Genomic DNA, 19,452 nt, shown 5'->3' with positions numbered 1-19,452 from the left:
ACTGTCTACAATCTGTTTTTCAAAAACAGCCAGATATTCATCATTAATGTATTTCAGATGCTCTGCGACGTCGCCATCGCCATATAAATAGATGTAGCTGTTGGATGGGTGGTAGTATTTTTTATGAAAGGCTTTAAACGCCTCATTGGTCAATTCAGGAATGACCTCCGGATCTCCTCCGGATTCAAACCGATAACAGGCCTCCGGATAGAGGGATTCAAATATTTTGTTTTGAAGGACTTCTTCCGGATCTGAAAAAGCACCCTTCATTTCATTATAAACCACGCCATTATAAATGATGGGATCATCCAAATTTTCAATATGATAATGCCATCCCTCCTGCTTAAAGGTATAGGGGTTCTGATAAATATTAGGATAAAACACAGCATCCAGATACACATCCATGAGATTCATAAAATCCTGGGCGTTGGTACTGGCTATGGGATACATGGTTTTATCCGGAAAGGTCATGGCGTTTAAAAACGTGTTCAGGGATCCCTTGGCAAGCTCAACAAAGGGTTCTTTCACCGGGTATTTTTTTGAACCGCACAAAACTGAATGTTCCAGTATATGCGGCACGCCGGTGCTATTGGTGGAAGGTGTTCTAAAACTGATGGAAAAAACCTTATTATCATCCTCAGCTGAAATATATAAACACTGGGCTCCGGTTTTTTCGTGAATAAACGTTCGGGCAAAGCCATCTATTTCATCCACAAATTCTTCTTTTTTGAGAATAAACCCATGGACATTTTCCTCTAATTCAAACCTGTTTTCTTCCTGCTTCATCATTTCTTTTTTCAAATATTTCTCCTTTATTTTTTGTTTATTTAATTATTTGCGAAATTCATAACCACAACATTAAATTGCTTTGATGTCAGTTTTCATAAACAATTATGTAACGTATAGGCGAACAGTTCGAAGAACTGTCCGCCGTATAGTGGAAAAATTGTTTCATGTAAACAGACAGCGAAGCTCACGATACTTTTGTAATTGCCTAATTTTGTTTATTTTATAATTCCAATTTTTTTAAGATATTCTTTCATTTTGCGTTCATAACCCAGATCTGTTGGTTCATAAAAATGACTTCCCAACAAATCATCAGGAAGGTATTGCTGGGGTATATGGTGTCCCGGATAATTATGGGGGTATTCATAGGTTAATCCCCGTCCCAGTTTTTCACTTCCTGAATAATGAGTATCCTGTAAGTGGGCCGGCACAGCGCTGTTAGAACTGTGTTGTACAGCTTTAATGGCAGCATCTACTGCTAAATATGAAGCATTGCTTTTTGGTGCGCAAGCCAAAAAAACTACGGCCTGGGCCAAATTAATGCGGGCTTCAGGCATGCCGATAAACTGAACGGCTTCAGCTGCTGCCATAGCCACGGTAAGGGCTAAAGGCTCAGCATTCCCAATATCTTCAGATGCTGAAATGACAATCCGACGGGCAATAAATTTAGGGTCTTCCCCGGCACAAATCATTTTTGCCATCCAGTAAAGAGCGGCATCCGGGTCCGAACCGCGAATGCTTTTGATGAATGCCGAAATGGTATCGTAGTGGTTGTCCCCATTCTTATCGTACTGCACTGCCCGCTGCTGAATGCATTCCTGGGCTGTTTCCAAATCAATCTCAATGATGCCTTCTTTATTCTTGTCAACGGTGAGAATCCCCAGTTCCAAAGCGTTTAACGCCCGGCGGACATCGCCGTTGGCAACTTCGGATAAATGGGTCAGAGCGTCTTCATCACACTTTATTTTCATCACGCCATAGCCGCGTTCCCGATCGTTAATGGCTTTAAGAACGACCTCACGGATATCCTCTGAACTCAAGTGCACAAATTCAAAAACCGTGGAACGTGATAATAAGGGCGAATTTATTTCAAAGTACGGGTTTTCGGTGGTGGCCCCAATCAGGGTCACCAACCCCTTTTCAACACTGGGTAGCAGCGCATCCTGCTGGGCTTTATTAAACCGATGGATTTCATCAATGAACAATATGGATTTTTTATTGTAAACCCCTAAATTATCTTTTGCCTTTTCCAGAACCTCAATGATTTCTTTTTTACCTGAGGTTACCGCATTCAGCTCATAGAAAGCAGCATTGGTGCGGTTGGCAATGATTTTGGCCAAAGAGGTTTTGCCGGTTCCCGGCGGTCCGTAAAAAACCACCGATGAAAGCTTATCGGCTTCTATTAAACGATATAATAATTTTCCTTTGGCAATAATATGTCCCTGGCCCACAAACTCTTCAAGGGTTCTGGGGCGCATGCGCATAGCCAGGGGTGCATGATCAGATATCTGTCCTTCATAATTCATGGTAAAAAAGTTTTCCTGCATAGTGTCCCTTCGCTACTGTTTTTCAACTTCCATAATTTCAGCTTCACTTAAATCAAAATAGCTATAAAACCAGTCATCGATTTCAGTCAGAACCACAGATAAACCGGTAGCATTTCCATTATTCATTAATCGCATTATTCTATCATAAAATTCTTTAAAAAGCTTAGTGTTTTTTTCTTTCACATCTGGGATTCCCAGCTTGACAAGGGTGTTGGGATAGTATTCATAAAGCTTGTCTCCCAGTTTTTTTCCAAATGATTTAAAATAATAATTGTACAATTGACTGTTTAACAGAATCACTAAAAATTCCTCGGTGACCTGGTGGTACAATCGGGTTTTGAGAATCAGTCCATAAATATCCGCGCTGAAATAACATTTCTGATCATCAATTGCAAAGCGGTTTTTCGTAGCCTTATAGGGAAAAATGATTTTTCGCCCATTGAAATGCTCGGGATCCCGGCCCCACTGAATGGCTGTCCAGGGCAGCTTTCCGTTTTGGCATTCCCGGCGCTGAGCCAGCTTTTCTCGGTATTTCTCCAGATGCTTCATGACCCGGGGATAGGTTTCAACAGCATCAATTTCGTTCGTATAGAGTATTTTTTTCTGTGGTTCTGCAATGGTAAACACCCCGACGTCTTTGTTTTTTATCCAGGGTTTTAAATGACTTTCTTCGAAATGATTGAGTGCTTCATCGGTATTGTCAAAGATAAATGCTTTATCGTTTCCGGTAATAATTCCCTGAAAGCTTTGCACCACATTGTCCAATGTAAACGTGGTTTTTGCTTCGATTTTAGTAATGATTTCAAGGGTCATCGGCGAATAAAGCCGCCATAAATCATCACTGAGGGATTTCTGGCTTACCTCATAGGCATTCCAGGGAGGGGCTTCTTGGTTAAACCTTTCATTCAGTGAATCGATTAATTGAGAATATTCAGCCAATTTATGGTTCTTAATATGAAAGCGTTTGACCTGCACGGTATGATCGGCCTTTATTTTTTCTTTTTTGCGCAATTTAATAATCGCCGGATCCACTCCCACCCCGGGAATGATCCGTAAGCCATTAAAGTCAATAATCTCTTCAACCTCAAAATGCGACTTTAAAAAATGCCGCAGCGACTTGGCATAGAAGGCCTCTAAAAAATAACGGGAGGTAATATGCAGCAGCCGGCCATTGGGTTTGATAAGCTCCCAGCCCCGATTTATAAAGCAATAGGAAAGATCCCCTTTATCCTGATAAACATTGGGATAGCGTTCTTTAAGGCTTTTCATATAGGCGCCGTCAATTTCCTTATGCCCCACATAAGGGGGATTTCCGATAATGGCATCTATCGAACCTTCTTCAACCAGATCTTCACTTAAGATATCGCCGCACTTAATCCCCAGCGGCCTGACATAGTCTTCGCCTTTAAGGACCAACACCAAACGGGTTACCAGACAGGCCAAAGGATCCTTATCAATGCCGAAAAGGCTTTTCTCCAAAAGGGACCGGTGCAGGGCTCTTTTTTCCGTCAAGCTCTTATCGTCTCCATATAGTTCGAATAATTGATCGTAGGCTGCGCTTAAAAGGGATCCGCTCCCACAAGCCGGGTCTAAAACCCGAATTGAACCATCTTTAACTGCCACTTCATCTTTGCTCAAAAGATTTCCCGCCATAAAATTCGCCAGGTTTTCCGGGGTGTAAAAAATCCCCTGGTTTTTTTTGTGACTCAGATGAACACACTCTTCATAAAGCGCTCCGATCATTACCGGGTTTTCCCCTTTAAAAGATGTGCCGGTGGTGATAAAATCACTTACCCATTCCCAGACAGCATCCCCCAGCGGCAGCGGATCTTCAGACTGTTCTTCCCAGGGAATTCCTTCAACCCTGCTCCCCTGCCACAGCCCCAGAAAATAATCCAGAGTAAAATTCTTTTTCAGTTCTTTTTCATTGTTTTGAAAATCAATCCGAAGATGATCCCCTAAATATTTCAAAAAAATACACTTTACAAGAAAGTGCAAAGTACCATTGGTCTCGGTCAGATAATTATATTGCTTTAAAAAGCTGGAAATTTTTTCGGATATACCCGGGAGTTTCATAAAAACCTCTCTTATTTATGGATGTCACCATCCCTGTTTTTTTAATTATAACATTAGTTTCAGTAAAAAGATAAGGAATTGGGGGATTTACGGTCAGGGAACAAAAAAACGCGCAGCGAAAAAAAGCGCTGTGCGACTATACGGAAGTGGTTTTTCCTGAAAATGCAAAAGCCAGAAAAGTCAGGAAATAGGGATAGGTATAATACATGTTATTTATCTGACGGTCAAGCTGCCTTGTACCCAATTCAGAACGCAGTGCGTTCCGAATTGGAAAGGTACAATAAAACTGCCGCATGCCTCTCAAATTGGAAACTGTGAAGCCTCTGCCAAATTCTTTGGTTAATTTCATTGACATACGTTAAATAATATTGTACAATAAATTGAACAGTATATTGATCATTTTTGTTCAAGGAGGTTTTAATTAATGCTGGCAGTCAACTATTCAACAATTAGAAATAATTTAAAAGCGTATTGTGATAAAGTTTCTGACGATTTTGAAACAGTGATCGTAACTCGAAAAGATGAGAAAAATGTTGTGATGATCTCTCTTGAAGAATATAACAACCTCATGGAGAATCTTTTTATCATGAGCAATAAAAAGTACTATGACCGCCTTGTCGAATCAAGAAAGCAAATTGAGCATGGTAAAACAGTTTCTAAGACAATACAAGAGTTAGAGACTATGACCAATGAATAAAATTTTTTCAGCCTTTGCCTGGGAAGAATATCTTCAATGGCAAAAGGAAGATAAAAAAATTACCAAAAAAATAAATGAGCTGATTAAAGATATTGATCGGAATGGACATTCTGGTATTGGAAAACCTGAACCCCTTCGACACGATCTCACTGGCTATTGGAGTCGACGTATTTCTGATAAAGATCGTTTGGTCTACCGGATTGATGATGAGACAATTTATATCATTGGTTGCAAAGGGCATTATGACAATTAGTGTTTTTAGAAGGAGTTTTCATAGGTAAGTCTTGCTTCTAATCCGATTCATTTATCTAAAAATAGTAAAACAGAAGAGCACCGAGGGACGGTTTTGCCGTGTTGGGTTTATAACACGGCAGAACTGTCTCTACTTCTTCCTTATCACTCCAAAGCTAATGCCAGTCAATCTTTGAAGCTGTCTGATGGATAATCCTTTTTCCTTGCATATTTCTATAATCTCATCGCGCTTTTCTTTTTCAAAATTTTGAATTTCTGTTGGGCTTTTAATACCGCCAATCTTTTTTATAAAATCAATGGCCTCCTGATCTTTCCATCTCATATTCTGATCGTATTCTAAACACTGATTATTATTTTTTTCTAAATTGAATTCCTTAAACAATTTTGTGGCTGTTTCAGGATCTTCAGAAAATAAACTGAGTCCAAACGCTGTACTGCAAACAGTGGGGTTGGCTGCGTATTCTGTATAACTGCTCCATGGGTAGTCAGACAGATGCTTTACGATTCCTACTTTTAATGGATTTTGATGGATATACCGAAGCACGGTTAAAAAATATCCATCATTTTCAACGGCTTCACTTTTATAGCGATCCTGAAATAAATGACCCCGCCGATTGTATTTCCAATTATACCAATAGACATAACGCGCCCCAATCCGTCTAAATACGATGCCTAAATCTTCTTCCCCTTCTTTGATCAATAAATGGATATGGTTGCTCATAAAACAGTACCCATATATTTCATAGCCACTTGTTTCTTTATATTCCTGCAGCGTTTGTAAGAGTTTTTGATAATCTTCATCCTCTTCAAAGATGATCTGTCGATTAATCCCTCTTAACACAACATGATAAATTCCGGTGCTGCTTTTCTCCCGTGCTTTTCTTGGCATTTTACACCCCCGTATATCTTTATTTTACCATATGGCAGGATGCAAATCAACACAAAAGAACCGTCCCCTTGTGTTAATTTTAAGTGACAGGAAAAATTCCTATAATTTCTTTTCCCATGTTTTAAGAGATTCATATTCTAAAAATTTATAGAGCGGATCTAAGTTTTCTGCACAATCATAAATCTCTAATGCTTCATAATAGAGTTTTTTATCTTCATCATATATAATAAGCGGTGGATAGTCATTGATCATTAAGTAATAATTTATTAACGTGCGACCTACTCGTCCATTTCCATCCGCAAAAGGATGAAAAAATTCGAATTTGCCATGTAAGTAAGTGGCAACCTTTAAAGGATTTCCTTTTACTTCTTTCACTTCATCTACTAATTGCTGAAGAAGATCTGGAATGTCCTCTGGTGCTTCCCCTACCTCATGAATACCAACCATATAATCGTGTCGTTTAAATTTTCCAGGCCGTTCATTATTTTCTAGAAACCGTCGATTATCATAGGTTCCCTGGGTCAATAATAGATGGATCTCTTTGATTAAATCCAAGGTTATTGGTTCTCTATCAATAATTTTTGGTGCTAAATATTCATAACATATTTTTTGATTTTGTTGTTCAAATAAGGTTCTGGGCTCACCGGTAAAATTTAATGCTTTTCCATTTTCAAATATTTCTCGTGTATCATGGTAAGTAATTTCCGGATTCTCAATTCTATTTGAATGGTAGGCAAATAGAATACGGAAACTATCTAAAGCTTCGTCAAGATCACTTATTGAAGTAATATTTTTTTCTTTCCAGAAGTTAACTAAAGAATCGTATTTAAGCAATCTCTTCACCTTCTTTTTTTTTATTTCGTTAATTATACACAAATGAACTGTCCCTACTTCTTCCTTATCACTCCAAAGCTAATGCCAGTCAATCTTTGAAGCTGTCTGATAGATAATCCTTTATCCTTGCATATTTCTATAATCGCATCGCGCTTTTCTTTTTCAAAATTCTGAATTTCTGTTGGACTTTTAATACCGCCAATCTTTTTTATAAAATCAATGGCCTCCTGATCTTTCCATCTCATATTCTGATCGTATTCTAAACACTGATTATTATTTTTTTCCAGATTGAATTTCTCAAACAATTTTGTGGCTGTTTCAGGATCTTCAGAAAATAAACTGAGTCCAAACGCTGTACTGCAAACAGTGGGGTTGGCTGCGTATTCTGTATAACTGCTCCATGGATAGTCAGACAGATGCTTTACGATTCCTGCTTTTAATGGATTTTGATGAATATATCGAAGCACGGTTAAAAAATATCCATCATTTTCAACGGCTTCACTTTTATAGCGATCCTGAAATAAATGACCCCGACGATTGTATTTCCAATTATACCAATAGACATAACGCGCCCCAATCCATCTAAATACGATGCCTAAATCTTCTTCCCCTTCTTTGATCAATAAATGGATATGGTTGCTCATAAAACAGTACCCATATATTTCATAGCCACTTGTTTCTTTATATTCCTGTAGCGTTTGTAAGAGTTTTTGATAATCTTCATCCTCTTCAAAGATGATCTGTCGATTAATCCCTCTTAACACAACATGATAAATTCCGGTGCTGCTTTTTTCCCGTGCTCTTCTTGGCATTTTACACCTCCGCATGCATTTATTTTACCATATGGCAGGATGCAAATCAACACAAAAGAACCGTCCCCTTGTGTTCCAAAAATAAAAAAGCCGTGAAAACTCTTCTAAGAATTTTCACAGCTCAGCTTTTTAATAGTGGTGCGAGAAACGGGGGTCGAACCCGTACGCCTTTTGGGCACACGCCTCTGAAACGTGCTTGTCTGCCAGTTCCAACACTCTCGCACACCACTCATTTCTGAGTACCATTATAGAGTACAGTTTTTTTCATATCTTGTCAAGGTTTTCCTGACTTTTTCAGCCCTTTTTAGAAAATTTTCCAGTAAATGAAAAGGCTGATGCCACCCTGGAGGATCAGGATAAAAGGAAGTCCGATAAAAAAAATCGGATGCTTTGTTTTATGATGAAAGATTTGCATGCCGCAAATTCCTCCCAGACTCCCGCCAATGGCACTAAAGCCCAGCAGCGTCTTTTCGGGAATACGCCATGCCTGTTTTTTAGACTTCTGTTTGTCCATCCAGAATAAACAGAAGGTAATACAATTAATAACAACCAGGTAACTTATCAGATAAATCATATTTTCACTTCATTTCTCTTAGTAAATAGTTCAAAAAAACACCAGCAACGAACAAATCCTTGCTGATGTGAGGTTGCAGACAAAGGTCTAAACAAACTTTTTCAAGGACTATTATTTTATCAGATTGTGTGCCTCATGGCGAACAGGCATAGCCTGTACGATCTTGCAGCACACAATGATAAATAATTGGCCTTGAAATGAGTGTGACTCCCCTATCCCATTAATCCTGGATATAATGGGTATTTTTCAGTTAAGTAGGCTACTTTTGCAAGGGCCAGCACCGGGTCTTTCTTAATGAGCGCCGCTTCTATGGCGTCTGCCACAATTTCCATATCTTCCTCTACCATACCACGGGTGGTAATGGCCGGGGTTCCCACACGGATACCACTGGTCACAAAAGGACTTTGTTTATCATAGGGAATGGCATTTTTATTGGCAGTGATGTTGACCTTGCCTAATGTATCGTCGGCTTCTTTCCCTGTTAATCCAACTCTGCTGACATCCAACAGCATCAGATGGTTATCGGTTCCTCCGGAAACAATCCGAAATCCCCGTTTTTCCAGGGCCGCACATAATACTTTGGCATTTTTAACCACCTGTTCCTGGTAAGCTTTAAATTCAGGTGTTGCAGCCTCTTTAAATGCGATTGCTTTGGCTGCGATCATATGCTCTAAAGGGCCGCCCTGGGTGCCTGGAAAAACACCTTTGTCGATGAGTTTTCCGTATTTCTCTTTGCAGAGAATGACACCGCCTCGCGGACCTCTCAGGGTTTTATGGGTGGTGGTTGTCACAAAGTCGGCATAGGGTACCGGGCTTTGGTGCTGACCTGCGGCGACAAGCCCGGCAATATGAGCCATATCAACCATGAAATAACACCCGGCAGCCTTGGTCATTTTTGAAATGCGTTCAAAATCAATGGTTCTTGGGTAAGAACTTGCGCCTGCAACCACCAATTTGGGATGATGCTCTGCAATGAGTTTTTCAATTTCGTCATAATTAATGGTTTCGGTTACCTGGTCAACCCCATACGAAACAAAGTTATAAAATTTCCCTGAAAGATTGGCTGGGCTTCCGTGGGTTAAATGACCACCCTGATCCAGACGCATTCCTAAAACAGTATCCCCGGGCTCTAATATTCCCATATAAACAGCCGAATTGGCCTGTGCTCCAGAATGGGGCTGTACGTTGGCATATTCTGCACCAAAAAGAGCCTTGGCCCGATCAATGGCTACTTGTTCAATTACGTCTACATGGACACATCCCCCATAAAAGCGGTGCCCAGGGGTACCCTCTGCATATTTATTCGTTAAATGGCTTCCCATGGCACTGAGGATTGCTTCGGAAACAAAGTTTTCAGAGGCTATGAGCTCTAAATGATCTTGTTGTCGATGCAGTTCCTTTTCCATGAGTTCATAAATCTCCGGATCTGCTTGTTTCACTTCTTCAAAAAACATATAATTCCTCCATCAAACTCTTTCTTAATTGTCGTTTCCCTGATTTGAAAGCCTCTCCAGGGATGCGGCAATACTTTTTATATAGATTGTTAATTCTTCGGCTTTCTTCTTAAAATAAAACACGAACATGATTCCTGCCATTAAAAAAAGAATCAATAAAATCGGGATGAAGCTCCAGGCTACACCGTTCATATTATTTAAAAATTCATTCACATTGTCCTCCTACAAGAGACACTTGTACGACATTACCATTTATTATTGTAACACTTTATTTAAACTTTGCAAGTCAAAAGCATATTTTTATATGTTTTTGAAAATTATTTTAGTTTTTTCTGAAACTTTACTCTTCACTTGAATTCACCCGGACAAAATTCGCCAGGTCATCGATCACTTCCTGACTTACTTTTCCGGAAATCTTATACTCTTCAGGAGATTTTGATCCATTTCCCATGATAAAAAGATGATTTAAACCGGGATAGGCTTTTAGCGTGACATTGCGTTTATCTGATAAGGCAATTTTCCATTGATCAAACTCAATCATATTCACCTCATAATCCTCTGCTCCCTGGAGAATAAGGACTGGTTTTTCAATGTGAATCAGGGATTCAGTTGGCTGGTAATCCTTAAGATAAAGCCAATAATCTCTGGGTATTCCCATTAATTGGGAGGAGCTTTCTTCTGCTTCAGGGGTTAATTGCCTGATCCTGTTCCAGGCGGCCTTGGCCTGAGACATAAATTCAGCTTCTTCGTTGGTAATGGTATTATCCAGACTTGTCAGATAATCATATTGTCGGATCATAAGATCCTCTAAAGGGGATGGCGAACCTCCCAGAATTATATATCCTGCGGCATCAGGGATCAATTCAGCTATTTTAGGCATCAGGTATCCTCCGAAGCCATGTCCCAGGATAAAAATGTCTTTACTGTTGATTTTATCGAGTCCCTTTGCATCATCCAAAGCATGGATCACATCATCAATGGTCTCTTCCTTTGGTGTAATATTTTCTCCTATGTGATTCGCATAAGTTTTTGTCCGTTTATCATAACGAATGGAAGCAATCCCCTGTTGCGCCAGGCCCCAGGCGATATCTCTAAAGGGTGCGTTGGGACCAATGGTTTCATCCCGATCCTGGGGGCCTGACCCCTGAACAAGAATCACACAGGGGAAACTGGTTCCCTGGACCGGGGTGGTTAAAGTTCCAGACAAAAGAAAAGCATCCTCCCCAAAGGTGATGCTCTCTTCTTTTATATTATTCGGCATAACACGACTTGATGTGTCTTCCTTGTTTTGTCCCTGGTCTTTGTCAGCGATTGTGTTTGCATTGTCACATCCTGCCAGAAGCCCGACTCCTAAAACGAAACATAATCCCAGAAGTAAGCTTTTTTTAAAAAAACTCATTTTTTTAAAACTCCTCTTTTATTTAACGATATCGATGCTGTCTCCTGCTTTAATGGTGCCGCTTTCTAAAACAATGGTAAATATTCCTTCTCGGGGCATGATACAATCGCCAACTTTTTTGGCGATTTCACAACCGGAATGACATTCTTTCCCAATTTGAGTCACTTCCTGAAGGGTTTCTCCAATTTTCAGCTTAGTGCCAATTGGCAGCTCATAAAGGCAGATACCTTCAGTGGTAAGATTTTCCGCAAAATTACCTGCGCACAAACCTTCAATACCTTTTTCTGTCATTTTATCAATGCTTTCCTGACCTAAAAGGCTAACCTGTCGATGCCATTTACCTGCATGGGCATCATCTTTAAGACCAAAATCCTTGATGAAATCTCCAATTTTAATGGGCTTTTTCATTTCCCCTTTTTTTTCACTGATATTCACTGCTGTTACTTTTGCACTCATTTTTGTTCCTCCAATTTTTTATTTCTTATAAATATCCCGGATTTTCCACCGGATTTTTTCATTAAACATATCTCACTGATGACCATTTCTCTGTCTATGGCCTTGCACATATCATAAATGGTGAGAGCGGTCACGGATACCGCTGTTAATGCTTCCATTTCCACCCCGGTTTTACCGGTGTTTTTTACGGTGGCCTCAATTGTAATCTTTGCATTGGCTTCATCAATTTCAAAGGCAATATCGCTTCCTGAAATAAAAATGTTATGGCACATGGGAATCAGAGTGGATGTTTGCTTCACGCCCATAATCCCAGCGATTTGGGCCACCCCAAGTACATCCCCTTTTTTCATCTGGCCTTCCATGATTCTTCTCAGGGTTTCAGGCTCCATGGAAATAGATCCTCTTGCAATGGCTACTCGTTCAGTGCTGTCTTTTTCTGATACATCCACCATTCGGCCTCTGCCCGCCTCATTAAAGTGGGTAAGTTCGGTGTTTTCTTTTTCCATAATCAACCTCCAATCTCATTCATATTTCTCAACAATTGTTTTTCATGTTCATTTATGTGATGTTTTTCCGGTTTATCTTCAATGGCCTTTAATAAAATTTCTTCATAGGTTTTCCCTTCTTTTCGAAGGGCGAGAATATCAATTTCATGATCCGAATGGAGACAGGGTTTAATTTTCCCATCTGTGGTCACTCGAATACGATTGCATTCCTTACAAAAATGCTTGCTGATGGGGTTAATCAGCCCGACTCGCCCTTTAGCTCCAGGCAATTGATAATACTCTGCCGGACCGGATTTTTCCTTTTCATTAAATGGTTGCAGCTCTGGAACACGTTTTAAAACCTCATCATTAGAAAGGTATTTGTGCTCGGCAAAATCACTGGACTGACCTAATGGCATCAGTTCAATAAACCGAACATCCACCTCATTGTCCATCGTGTAATTAACAAAGGTCTCAATTTCATCATCATTAAAACCATTGATTAATACGACATTGATTTTTATGGGGCTGAGTCCCACTTCCTTGGCAGCTTTAATGCCTGCGAACACATCTTCAACATGCCCTAACCGGGTAATTTTATGAAATTTCTCAGCATCAAAGGTATCCAAACTGATATTAACCCGGGTTAAACCGGCTGCTTTTAAATCTTTGGCATATTTCGGCAGTAAAATACCGTTTGTAGTCATGGTTAAATCTTTTATTCCGGGTATCTGACCAATTTCTTTCACCAATTCAACAATCCCGTGACGCACCAGTGGTTCCCCACCGGTGAGGCGTATCTTGTCAATGCCCATGGCAACCCCGGCTTTAACCAGATCAACCATTTCTTCAAAGGAAAGATTTTTTTTATGAGGACGTTTTTCAATCCCCTCTTCCGGCATACAGTATTCACATCGCAAATTGCATAGATCGGTTATGGAGAGACGCATGTAATTTATTTTTCGTCCGTACTGATCCTTCATTGTCTTCCTGCTTTCTCCCCTGAACATTCTTAGGGATTAATCATTTCTCCCGGGTTTTTAAACCCGTACCCACCTAACTGGGTTAGTGCTTCTTTAAATTCCTGTGACTTAAGAACATTTACAAATGTCTGCACCCGTGGGTCGTCAAGATTTTTCCTCAGGATTGCAAAATCATATTCTTCATCCCCAATGGGAATAAAGTCCAAACCCATCATATTCGCAGCCGACAAAACCCCGACGCCGACATCACAGGAACCTGACTTCACTGCCGATGCTACCATCATGTGAGTGTTCATCTCTCGAGTATACCCTAAAATGTCCTTGACATCAATGCCATTATTTTTTATAAGGTAGTCCAGGAGGACCCGTGTCCCTGATCCTCTCTGACGATTGACAAGACTGATATCCTCCCGGGTGAGATCTTTAATTCCGGTGATATTTTTAGGATTTCCTTTTGGTATTATAAATCCCTGGGTCCGTTTTACTCCTTTAATTAAAACCACATCCTCATCCTTCAGGTATCGATTTAAGTAAGGAATGTTGTAAATTCCGGTTTCCTCATCAAGTAAATGAATGGGGGCAATATGACATTCCCCTTTTTTAATGGCCATAATGCCGCCTAAGCTTCCAACATGGGCTGATGAAAGGTTTACCATTCCTCGATTTTTATGAATAATATTAGCCAGCACATCCATCAGCACATCGTGGCTGCCGATGGAAACTAAAGTGTTCTCAATTTCTTCCTGAGGGCGCATCAGCATCAGCTCTACCACTTCCCCGGCATCATAGCCTTCAACATTTTTAGGGATCTTTAAGATACCATCAGCATTAACCAGCGACATGGTAACCCCGGCTCCCCGATCCAGCGGGACTGCCACGAAAGTATCGTTAACACGACCGCATTTCATCCGGACAAACTCCAGATATTTAAGTGTTGACATCAGTCTTTTTGAAAGGATTGCCTTAATGGTGACGCCCTTAGCGTTAACCTGGCGATTATAAGCGAAAATAACGGGCTTTACAAAGCTTTCGAAAACAAAATAGGCTGACACCGGATAACCGGGAATGCCAATAACGGGTTTACCTTTGATGATTCCCAGAACCACAGGTTTTCCAGGTTTAATGGCGACCCCATGAATAACTACCTCACCAAGCTCTTCGATGAGCCGTCTTGTGTAATCCTCGGTACCGGCTGATGAGCCGGCCGAAATAAGCACCACATCATTCTCTTCCACAGCTGTCATAATCCCACTCCTGATTAAACTATAATCGTCACTTACCGGTGGATATCGATTGGGCACTCCCCCGTATTCTTTAACCAAACCGGCAAACATATGGGTGTTTGAATCGATGATTTTTCCAATGGCCATAGGGTCCCCGGCTTCTACCAACTCAGTTCCGGTGGGGATGATCCCTACCCGTGGTTTTTTCATGACCTCAACTTCTGTGATTCCACCTGCCAGCAAGGCGCCGACATCTATGGGGCGCACGCGATGATATGCCGGAATGATCAGTTCTCCAGCCACTATGTCCTCCCCTATAGGCCTTACATGCTGCCATAGGGCCACAGGATTATTAATGCTGACCTGTTCGTCGTCCTGAATCATCACATCTTCAATCATGATTACAGCGTTATATGGGTCTGTGATCACATCTCCGGTATCAACAAAATTAAAATCCCGACCTTTTATCAGGGTCTTCGGATGTCGCTCATCAACCCCGATCATTGCCATGGCATCCACACAGATACCATCCATGGCCGAGGCGTTATAATAGGGAGATGATATTTTTGCAAACACAGGTTCTTCAGTCACCCATCCCTGGGTTTCAGTGACTGACAGGCTTTGACTGGCCTTTTGATCTTTTTCCAGAGATATTACCCCCAGATATTTACTGACAGCCACATCCAGATCTTCATTTTTCAAATACAAATTACGTTCGTCTTTTTTACCTTTATTCTCTGTATTCATGATTTCCTCCACTTCTAATCGGTCTGTTTTTAATATTTATCCGTTAAAATAAGGTGACTTGGACTAAATCTCCAGCATTTTTTCCTTCTTCATTCTCAGTCATTTCAATATATCCATCCGAGTAGGATAAAAGGGTAATCATCCCTGATTTTCCATAAGTGGGCCGCACTTCAATCAACCCATTCACTTCGTTTATGGCGATGGTCTGTAACGTTCTTCGCCCGGGAGCAGCATGGATATTCTCCATTAATTTCCCCTGGATGGTCTGGTATTTAAATTGATCCTGACCATAAAAAATCGTCATAAACTCTCTGAGTATAATCATATAAACCATAATGGCTGAAGCCGGTTGTCCTGGAAGTCCCACCACCGGTTTTCCATCCACTATCCCTAAAATGGTTGGCTTACCGGGCTTTATTGCTAATCCATGGAAGAGAACTTTCCCTAAGTTATCAATAACCTTGACAGTGTAGTCTTTTTCTCCCATTGAGCTGCCACCGGATAAAACCACCATATCACTGTTTTTCAAGCCATCTTTTACGGCTTGCTGAATAATATCACAATCATCAATGGCGTAGCCCATAGAAACGACCTTAGCTCCGAGACGTTGGGTTTCCGCCCCTAAAGCCGGGGTATTAATATCAATCACTTCTCCTGGCTTTGGCACTTCTCCCGGTCGTATGATTTCGTCTCCGGTTGAAACAATGGTAACCCGGGGCAATTTGAAAACATCAACCTCAAGATACCCCAGAGCAGAAAGAACTCCCACATCCTGAGGCCTTAATAAATGGCCTTTTTTAAAGACGTTTTCACCAATTTTAATATCGTCTCCAATAAACATCATATTTTCATTGGCTCCGGCATTCCGATAAATGGCCAGATCTTTATCCCCAAGCTTTTCACAATATTCAATCATAACCATGGCTTCCGTTCCCACTGGAACCATACCACCGGTTGGAACATAAATCGTTTCTCCCTGGTTAAGCACCAGGTGTGTCTCTTTTCCCATTAAAACTTCACCGGCCAGTCTGAGAAAACCGGGAATAGCCGTGGAAACGCCCTGGATATCCGTGAGCTTCACTGCGTAGCCATCCACTACCGAGCGATTAAAATGGGGGACGTTCATGGTGGATATAATATCTTCTTCCAGCACACGCCCCAGACCTTCGTTAATAGAAATTTTTTCTTTTTCCAATTTTAAATTTACAAATGTATCTTTAATGATTTTTTTCATTTCGTCAACTGTTATAACTTTTAAAAGTTCCAATTTCTTCCTCCTATTTTCTATTTCCGCTTTCTCTGTCGCCATTGAAGAAGAAATATAAGTACTGCTGTAATGAATAAAAAGGTGCCCAGTTTAGCAATAAAACTATCCTCGTGTGCTTCGGTGACTATGGAACTTGCCTCTTCACCAAAAACAGAACCACAAAAATTAAAAAGTATTGATAAGACAAAAATGCTTATTAATGTGACTTTTTGTTTCATTTCTTCCCTCACCTTTCTTACACTTCTATTCTAACGACTTTCGCGTGAAAAAACAATATGAATTACACGCTTTATTTTTTCATTAAAGATTGTTATACTGTAGCAAAGGAGGCAATTAATATGTCACGTTATGAACGAAACTTTCCAGCTTTTTCTGTTGCAGACTTTGAAATCATTCAGGAAACATCGGTTTGTGTGGTTGGTTGCGGGGGCCTGGGTGGGTATATCATTGAAATGCTTTCCCGTGTAGGTATCGGTTCACTTACCCTTATTGATGGGGATGTCTTTGATGAATCAAATCAAAATCGACAGCTGTTATCGACAGAAAAAAATTTAGGACTTTCAAAGGCCAAGGCCGCGGCAGACCGGGTGGAGCTCATTAATAAAAATGTCAAAACCCACCATGCTCATTCATTTCTCCAGGAAGAAAATGGTTTATCCCTTATTGGCGACTGCCAAATTGTGATGGATGCCCTGGATAATGTGCCTTCTCGTTTAGTCCTTCAAAAACTATGCAGGGAAAAAAAGATCCCTTTGATTCATGGTGCCATTGGCGGCTGGTTCGCACAGGTTACCACGGTTTTTCCCGGAGATGATACTCTTTCACGGATATATTGCCGCGATAGAGAATACAATTCAAAATGCCAGGGAAATCCTTCCTTTACTCCGGCTTTGGCGGCTTCTCTCCAAGTGTCGGAATGCCTCAAGGTTATTACCAAAAAAGAAGATATTTTACGAAACAAGCTTTTGTATATTGATTTACTGTCCAATGAATTTTTTACGTTTAACGTATAAGGAGAAAAAATGTATCGAACTGGAATTATTACCTTAAGTGACAAAGGCTCCCAAAGCCTGCGAGTAGATGAAAGCGGCCCATTGATCCAAACCATGCTTGAAACGGTTGGCGGGTTTGAAGTTGTGAAAACCACCATTCTTCCTGATGATGTCGACACCATTAAAACCGCCCTTATGGCCTGGGCGGATAACGATAAATTGGACCTCATCTTAACCACCGGCGGCACCGGCTTTTCACAGCGTGACTGGACCCCGGAAGCGACAATTGCGGTATGTGATCGGCTGACCCCGGGAATTCCCGAGGCCATGCGCTATTACAGCCTGCAAATTACCCCTAAAGCGATGTTAAGCCGCAGCGCCGCCGGCATTCGCGGGAAAACCCTGATTGTGAACCTGCCCGGAAGCCCCAAGGCTGTTAAAGAAAACCTGGAGGCTATTTTACCGGCACTGGATCATGGGATGAAAATGCTGCTCAGCTGTGGCTCAGCGGAATGTGCCCAGCCCCTGAAATAAGTTTGCGGGAACAGCTAAACGCGCCAGGCGGGTTTCGCTGTTCCCGGGCAATCACGCAAAAAAGCGTACCCCACCATTTTTGTGAAATACGCTTGAGCTTTCAGACAAAAGAACTTTTTCGCACCCAATAGTAAATATTTGTTAAAACCGACTTTTTCTTTTTAAAGCTCCATGCCATTGAGAATATCCCGCAACTGTGCCAGTTCATCAGCAGTCAATGTAATTCCCTTGCGCATTTTTTCGTGATCTGCATTCCAATCTCTTAAGTCATACTTAGGATCTCGTTCATTCCAGCTCACCAGGTTTATTTCTTTTTGCCAACCGTTGGGTAATTCACTGAGGACCCCAACCTCTTCTACAATTTTAAAACTAATTTCTGCCATATTAACTCCCCTTTTTTTATTGTAACATTTCTTTTAATTTACCGCTAAAATCAATTTCTTTAAGCTCCGAAAAGCCGCCGACAAATGTATCCCCAATAAATATGAAAGGAACGGTGTAGTGGCCGGTTTGTTCCTGTAGCTTTCGTCGCATTTCATTATTATTATGAATATCAATCTCTGTGTATTTCAGTCCCTTGTTATCCAGAAATATTTTTGCGCCAATGCAATAGGGGCAATGTGCCCAGGTATATAATTTTATTTCTTTATCCATCGGTTACCTTTCCTGCTTTGATTTCCATTAAAACAAACTGGTATTACTACATTTTAACCCTTTTTTTTGAACTGTCAACAAATTATTCTTAAAAAATTGTAGAAATATGGCTCTGGTTATCGTATCATTATACTGAGAACATTTAAAAGGAGCTTATCATGCAAAATGTAACCGTTGTGGATCATCCCCTGGTAACCCATAAATTAACCCATCTCAGAAAAATGGAAACATCATCGCGAGAATTCAGGGAACTGGTCAAAGAATTATCAAGCCTGATGGCCTGGGAAGTTACCAAACACTTTCCCTTAAAGGAAATTGACATTGAAACCCCGATCTGTAAAACCACCCAAAAGGTTTTAGCTGAAAAGGATGTGGTCATTGTTCCCATTCTCAGAGCGGGATTGGGGATGGTTGAAGGATTCACCAACATTATTCCCAAAGCCAAAATTGGTCATATCGGACTTTACCGTGACCCTGAGACGCTGGAAGCGGTGGAATATTACAGTAAGCTTCCTAAAGATATTATGGAACGTGAAGCCATTATAGTTGATCCCATGCTTGCCACCGGGGTTTCCGTGATCCACACCATTAAAATTCTAAAACAGGCCGGCTGTAAAAGCATTAAGGTTGTTCATATTCTTGCCTGTCCCGAAGGAATCAAAGCGGTGACAACCGCCTATCCTGAAGTCCCGATTTTCTGCGCTGCCATTGATGATTGTCTTAATGAGCATTCTTACATTGTCCCTGGTTTAGGTGATGCCGGTGATCGACTTTTTGGTACAAAATAGCAA

Annotated in this window: 23 protein-coding genes and 1 tRNA gene; 5 read left to right on the top strand and 19 right to left on the bottom strand. The window is 40.8% G+C overall.

Going from position 1 to position 19,452, the window contains the following annotated elements; translation table 11 throughout:
* From VIK44_RS05540 to VIK44_RS05530, 3 genes are all read right to left on the bottom strand, one after another.
* Window positions 1-786: insulinase family protein (locus VIK44_RS05540; RefSeq protein WP_331552849.1), on the bottom strand; the 786-nt coding region annotated here is incomplete at its 3' end.
* A 218-nt stretch (window positions 787-1,004) separates the two neighbouring features.
* Window positions 1,005-2,333: a replication-associated recombination protein A gene (locus VIK44_RS05535; protein ID WP_331552848.1), complete on the bottom strand. Its 1,329-nt coding sequence runs from the start codon at window positions 2,331-2,333 to the stop codon at window positions 1,005-1,007.
* A gap of 12 nt (window positions 2,334-2,345) precedes the next feature.
* Window positions 2,346-4,409 carry an Eco57I restriction-modification methylase domain-containing protein gene (locus VIK44_RS05530; RefSeq protein ID WP_331552847.1) on the bottom strand — a complete coding sequence of 688 codons (2,064 nt, stop codon included), beginning with the start codon at window positions 4,407-4,409 and terminating at the stop codon, window positions 2,346-2,348.
* 424 nt (window positions 4,410-4,833) lie between these two features.
* Here VIK44_RS05530 and VIK44_RS05525 point away from each other — a divergent pair, with 424 nt between their 5' ends.
* Together VIK44_RS05525 and VIK44_RS05520 are read left to right on the top strand one after the other, a co-directional pair.
* Window positions 4,834-5,106, top strand: coding sequence for a type II toxin-antitoxin system prevent-host-death family antitoxin (locus VIK44_RS05525; protein ID WP_331552846.1), 273 nt, complete (start codon window positions 4,834-4,836; stop codon window positions 5,104-5,106).
* The gene (locus VIK44_RS05520; protein WP_331552845.1) at window positions 5,099-5,359 is read left to right on the top strand and encodes a Txe/YoeB family addiction module toxin; all 261 of its coding nucleotides are present in this window, start codon (window positions 5,099-5,101) and stop codon (window positions 5,357-5,359) included. Before VIK44_RS05525 ends, VIK44_RS05520 begins: the two co-directional genes overlap by 8 nt.
* Before the next feature lie 129 nt (window positions 5,360-5,488).
* Here the strand turns inward: VIK44_RS05520 and VIK44_RS05515 are convergent, their stop codons facing one another.
* The 14 genes from VIK44_RS05515 to VIK44_RS05450 form a co-directional block, all read right to left on the bottom strand.
* Entirely contained in the window at window positions 5,489-6,247 is a 759-nt protein-coding gene (locus VIK44_RS05515) for a transposase (RefSeq protein ID WP_331552844.1), read from the bottom strand.
* 99 nt (window positions 6,248-6,346) lie between these two features.
* Window positions 6,347-7,090 carry a Fic family protein gene (locus VIK44_RS05510; protein WP_414637062.1) on the bottom strand — a complete coding sequence of 248 codons (744 nt, stop codon included), beginning with the start codon at window positions 7,088-7,090 and terminating at the stop codon, window positions 6,347-6,349.
* 44 nt (window positions 7,091-7,134) lie between these two features.
* Entirely contained in the window at window positions 7,135-7,893 is a 759-nt protein-coding gene (locus tag VIK44_RS05505; RefSeq protein ID WP_331552842.1) for a transposase, read from the bottom strand.
* A gap of 136 nt (window positions 7,894-8,029) precedes the next feature.
* A tRNA-Leu gene (locus tag VIK44_RS05500) sits at window positions 8,030-8,115 on the bottom strand.
* Between the two features lie 82 nt (window positions 8,116-8,197).
* Window positions 8,198-8,467, bottom strand: coding sequence for a DUF1294 domain-containing protein (locus tag VIK44_RS05495; RefSeq protein WP_331552841.1), 270 nt, complete (start codon window positions 8,465-8,467; stop codon window positions 8,198-8,200).
* A gap of 212 nt (window positions 8,468-8,679) precedes the next feature.
* Window positions 8,680-9,921, bottom strand: a complete 1,242-nt coding sequence (gene glyA / locus VIK44_RS05490; RefSeq protein WP_331552840.1) for a serine hydroxymethyltransferase — start codon at window positions 9,919-9,921, stop codon at window positions 8,680-8,682.
* Between the two features lie 24 nt (window positions 9,922-9,945).
* Window positions 9,946-10,134, bottom strand: coding sequence for a hypothetical protein (locus tag VIK44_RS05485; protein WP_331552839.1), 189 nt, complete (start codon window positions 10,132-10,134; stop codon window positions 9,946-9,948).
* Between the two features lie 127 nt (window positions 10,135-10,261).
* Window positions 10,262-11,320 (bottom strand): hypothetical protein, encoded by a 1,059-nt coding sequence (locus VIK44_RS05480; RefSeq protein WP_331552838.1) that lies wholly within the window; start codon window positions 11,318-11,320, stop codon window positions 10,262-10,264.
* An 18-nt stretch (window positions 11,321-11,338) separates the two neighbouring features.
* On the bottom strand, window positions 11,339-11,776 hold the full coding sequence (locus VIK44_RS05475) for an MOSC domain-containing protein (protein WP_331552837.1): 438 nt from the start codon (window positions 11,774-11,776) through the stop codon (window positions 11,339-11,341).
* Window positions 11,773-12,282: a cyclic pyranopterin monophosphate synthase MoaC gene (gene moaC / locus VIK44_RS05470; RefSeq protein ID WP_331552836.1), complete on the bottom strand. Its 510-nt coding sequence runs from the start codon at window positions 12,280-12,282 to the stop codon at window positions 11,773-11,775. The genes VIK44_RS05475 and moaC overlap by 4 nt, the downstream gene beginning before the upstream one ends.
* A gap of 2 nt (window positions 12,283-12,284) precedes the next feature.
* A complete protein-coding gene (gene moaA, locus VIK44_RS05465; RefSeq protein WP_331552835.1) occupies window positions 12,285-13,244 on the bottom strand; it encodes a GTP 3',8-cyclase MoaA in 960 nt (319 codons plus the stop codon).
* Window positions 13,245-13,273: 29 nt separating this feature from the next.
* Entirely contained in the window at window positions 13,274-15,214 is a 1,941-nt protein-coding gene (locus tag VIK44_RS05460; protein WP_331552834.1) for a molybdopterin biosynthesis protein, read from the bottom strand.
* A 43-nt stretch (window positions 15,215-15,257) separates the two neighbouring features.
* Window positions 15,258-16,481 carry a molybdopterin molybdotransferase MoeA gene (locus VIK44_RS05455; protein ID WP_331552833.1) on the bottom strand — a complete coding sequence of 408 codons (1,224 nt, stop codon included), beginning with the start codon at window positions 16,479-16,481 and terminating at the stop codon, window positions 15,258-15,260.
* Window positions 16,482-16,498: 17 nt separating this feature from the next.
* The gene (locus VIK44_RS05450; protein WP_331552832.1) at window positions 16,499-16,699 is read right to left on the bottom strand and encodes a hypothetical protein; all 201 of its coding nucleotides are present in this window, start codon (window positions 16,697-16,699) and stop codon (window positions 16,499-16,501) included.
* 120 nt (window positions 16,700-16,819) lie between these two features.
* Here VIK44_RS05450 and VIK44_RS05445 point away from each other — a divergent pair, with 120 nt between their 5' ends.
* The gene (locus VIK44_RS05445) at window positions 16,820-17,494 is read left to right on the top strand and encodes a HesA/MoeB/ThiF family protein (protein WP_331552831.1); all 675 of its coding nucleotides are present in this window, start codon (window positions 16,820-16,822) and stop codon (window positions 17,492-17,494) included.
* A 9-nt stretch (window positions 17,495-17,503) separates the two neighbouring features.
* Window positions 17,504-18,007: a MogA/MoaB family molybdenum cofactor biosynthesis protein gene (locus VIK44_RS05440; RefSeq protein WP_331552830.1), complete on the top strand. Its 504-nt coding sequence runs from the start codon at window positions 17,504-17,506 to the stop codon at window positions 18,005-18,007.
* A 161-nt stretch (window positions 18,008-18,168) separates the two neighbouring features.
* Here the strand turns inward: VIK44_RS05440 and VIK44_RS05435 are convergent, their stop codons facing one another.
* Window positions 18,169-18,390: a YdbC family protein gene (locus VIK44_RS05435; RefSeq protein WP_331552829.1), complete on the bottom strand. Its 222-nt coding sequence runs from the start codon at window positions 18,388-18,390 to the stop codon at window positions 18,169-18,171.
* A 16-nt stretch (window positions 18,391-18,406) separates the two neighbouring features.
* Window positions 18,407-18,661 (bottom strand): glutaredoxin family protein, encoded by a 255-nt coding sequence (locus tag VIK44_RS05430; protein ID WP_331552828.1) that lies wholly within the window; start codon window positions 18,659-18,661, stop codon window positions 18,407-18,409.
* A gap of 158 nt (window positions 18,662-18,819) precedes the next feature.
* Between VIK44_RS05430 and upp the strand changes: the two genes are divergently transcribed.
* Entirely contained in the window at window positions 18,820-19,449 is a 630-nt protein-coding gene (gene upp / locus VIK44_RS05425) for a uracil phosphoribosyltransferase (RefSeq protein ID WP_331552827.1), read from the top strand.
* The last annotated feature ends 3 nt before the right edge of the window (window positions 19,450-19,452 follow it).

This window comes from Acetobacterium sp. (genome assembly GCF_036508315.1).
Lineage (GTDB): Bacteria > Bacillota > Clostridia > Eubacteriales > Eubacteriaceae > Acetobacterium.
Note: the sequence above shows the minus strand (reverse complement) of the source record. Positions and strands in the feature narration are given on the sequence as shown.